Origin of the sequence: Nostoc sp. (assembly GCF_041747015.1) — a bacterium.
Classification (GTDB): Bacteria; Cyanobacteriota; Cyanobacteriia; order Cyanobacteriales; family Nostocaceae; genus Nostoc.
On sequence record NZ_JBGTFY010000046.1, the window covers coordinates 1 to 3,250 of the forward strand.

The window sequence follows — 3,250 nt, forward strand, 5'->3', positions numbered from 1 at the left end:
TCGAAATCAGCAAAGGGTTGGGTTAATTTGCCAGTGTCGCTAAGTCGGAGGCGGACTACTTTTTGTTGTCCTGCACCGATATTTAATGAGTAGTGACAGGCAGCTTTAGTCCCTACTTGCTGCGGATTGATAGCCTCTTTATTGCCATCAACAATGTAATCGTTGATGCCGTCTTTAACATAAGCAGAATTATTGCTGACTCCAAATAATTTTTGCTGGTTAGTCTCGTTTTCTGTAAATAGCAACTTGCAGGAGTCTTGAAAATACAACCATCTGTTGCCTAAAGTTGGATGAGAAGCTTCTATAGCACAGGCTGAAACGTTGTCCGCTTGCCTTACCTGCAAAGAAGGCTTTTCCTGACCTTCCTGCCAAGACCAAGTATTGCGAAACCACAGCGTAGGTAAAAGCTGAAGGGTTCTTTCTTCAGAACTGCGATTATTAATTGTAATTTGAATATAAATATCTTCCGGGGAGTTTTTGGCATACTCTACAAATACGTCAAAGTAGCGATCGCCTTCAAAAACCCCTGTATCGATCAATTCATACTCTGGATCATCGTAGCCTCGGCGCTGATTTTCTGCGACTAAATCAGAGTAAGGAAAGGCAGCTTGGGGATATTTGTAGAGATACTTCATGTAGGCATGACTAGGGGTATTGTCTAGATAGAAGTAGCATTCTTTAACATCTTCTGCGTGATTGCCTTCAGGGCCGCTTAAACCAAATAGCCGTTCTTTGAGAATCGGATCTTCGCCATTCCATAACGCGATCGCAAAACATAGTCTTTGGTGATTGTCAGAAATGCCAGCAATCCCATCCTCCCCCCAGCGATAGGCGCGGCTGCGGGCGTGGTCGTGAGGAAAGTAGTCCCAGGCTGTACCGTAAGGACTATAATCTTCGCGGACTGTCCCCCATTGTCGTTCGCTCAAATAAGGGCCCCATCTACGCCAGTAGGCTTTGCGATCGCGATCGTCTGCTAATCTTTGGTTCTCTATGGTCATGGTGGTTTAAATGTAAACAGCAAAATTAATTATGAGTAGAGACGTTGCAATTGCTAGTCTCTTGCCTTGGTTTTGAAATCACGCATTCATCGTTTTCGCGCCCTAAACTGGGCAACGTCTATCTTTATTGCAGGATTTGGGTCGTGCCAATTCCAATATTACTAAGCAGCCAACCTGGTAAACACACCAGAAAAGCTTTTAGTAATTTGATGTTCAGCTTGTGACGCAGGGCAGTTATTATGGCAAACAAACTCCACGCATTGAGCAATAATTCGATTGGTCGTCCCAATAAGGGAATGAGTGTAAACAATGCAAATAGTTGAGGCGCGTAAGAAAATCCAATTAAATTCAGTAGCCCTCGATGGGAAGGTAAATCGGAAGTTGTCCATTGCAGCAGCTTGCCAATAGTAAATGCCCAGAAATAATAGCTGCCCACAATCAGCGCCATGCCAATCACAAAGCTGATCGCTAAGGTGATAGGAGCCTCACGATTCATAGCTAAGATGATAACGCTGCCAATGCTATACGAGAGGGCTGCTAGTAAAACGATCAGGCGACTAAACTGACGGTGAGCAGCATTGTCTGGAATGTTGCTGTAGAAATCTTCATTCAGGGTGAGGGCTTTCCAGAATTTAGTTCGTATACTTCTCACCATAAAAGTCTTCTCATCAGGCAAAGTGCGATCGCTAAGAACGGGTCTATGGCTATTAAACAGTTCTTTTCTCGATTAAGTAGTAGTAGCTTGAGTTTAGTTGGTTTAGCAACATTGCTTCTACTAAGTTGGGGAACCCTAGCTCCAGTTGGTACGCTCACTTGGTGGCTAAATCTAGAAACTGAAGAGCTTAATTTGGACAAAGATAAACCTCCTAATGGTCTGTTACCTGACGATCGCTCAAGTGCCGATAATTCCGAGCAACAATGCTATATTGTCTTTTTACCAGGCGTTGGCAATACGGGCGGCGGTAATTTACCCGCCGGAGAAACTGAATTTTTGCAGCGATTGACTACAACCCATCCAGATTGTGTCGCCGTTGACGACGTGTTTCCTTATTCGATTGGGCAGCAAACGCTGGTGGAAGACAACCCATTGGCAGGGGTTTGGCGAGCAGCCGAACAGGATGAAGGTGTTGTTGGACAAGTGTTCATCAATATTCGCAACTTTTGGCAAATGGCGCTATCTGCCGATGATCGCTATGGTCCAACCTACAACTGGGCTATTGCAGTAGAGACGATCGAGCGGATGCAAGCCAAACTACCGATTCGCGATCGCGATCGCCCCCTGAAGCTGATTTTGATTGGCACCAGTGGTGGGGCGCAAGTAGCTGTTGGTACTACACCCTATCTGAATCGCTGGCTGAATGCAGAAATTACACCGATTTTGATTGGTGGTTTTTTTGAGGGAACCGAAGGATTTGCAGCAGCCGAGCAGATTTATCACCTCCGGGGCGATCGCGACTGGATTGAGGGCGTTGCTGCTGTTGTCTTTCCCGCACGTTGGCGCTGGACGGTGGGTTCGCCTTTTAACCAAGCTCGACGAGAAGGCAAATTTGTCGATCAAATTAGTGGGCCTCATGAGCATCAGGGGGACGAAGGATACTTTGGTGAAACGCAAGTACAAGGGCAACAGAGTTACTTAGATTTGACTCTACAGGAAGTGAAGCAGCTACCTGTGTGGCAATCAACAACTGTAAATAAGACCTCAATTAGGCTGACCATGCAGAGCGAAAATCGGCATAAAGCGTTAGCCCACCATCAATAAACAGCGTTTGTCCAGTAATATAGGCGGCTTCATCAGAGGCAAGGAAGGCAACGGCTGCCGCCATTTCTTCTGATGTGCCTGCACGCCCCATCGGGATGTGACTTTCTACAATCGCCTTTTGTTCTAGATCGTCTGTCCAGCTTTCGTTAATCGGTGTAATTGTCGCTCCTGGAGCAATGCCATTGACGCGAATGCTCCGGTTTGCATATTCCAACGCTAGGGTTTTAGTTAGATTTCCCATACCGCCTTTGCTGATGGAATAACTGACATACATAGGGCGAGGGATGATTTCATGGACGCTAGAAATATTGATGATTGTGCCAGAACGCCCCTGCGCTAACAACTGTTTAATGGTTTCTCGCGCACACAGATAAGCACCGCGCAAATTGACAGCAATAACGCGATCAAATTCATCAGTTGACACTTCATGAGAAGCGCTTTCTGTCTGAATTCCGGCATTATTGATCAAAATATCAATACTGCCAAATTGCTC

At 45.8% G+C, this 3,250-nt stretch carries 3 protein-coding genes and 1 pseudogene; 1 reads left to right on the forward strand and 3 read right to left on the reverse strand.

What is annotated here, in order from left to right; genetic code table 11:
* Window positions 1-998, reverse strand: a pseudogene (locus ACEW80_RS03615) (glucosidase); the annotation flags it as partial.
* 124 nt (window positions 999-1,122) lie between these two features.
* A complete protein-coding gene (locus ACEW80_RS03620; RefSeq protein ID WP_373525281.1) occupies window positions 1,123-1,653 on the reverse strand; it encodes a YIP1 family protein in 531 nt (176 codons plus the stop codon).
* A 45-nt stretch (window positions 1,654-1,698) separates the two neighbouring features.
* On the opposite strand from ACEW80_RS03620, the gene ACEW80_RS03625 reads away from it, so the two are divergent.
* A complete protein-coding gene (locus tag ACEW80_RS03625; RefSeq protein ID WP_373525282.1) occupies window positions 1,699-2,757 on the forward strand; it encodes a hypothetical protein in 1,059 nt (352 codons plus the stop codon).
* Here the strand turns inward: ACEW80_RS03625 and ACEW80_RS03630 are convergent.
* Window positions 2,702-3,250 (reverse strand): SDR family oxidoreductase (locus tag ACEW80_RS03630; protein ID WP_373525283.1); only part of this gene is annotated, 549 nt, incomplete at its 5' end. The genes ACEW80_RS03625 and ACEW80_RS03630 overlap by 56 nt on opposite strands.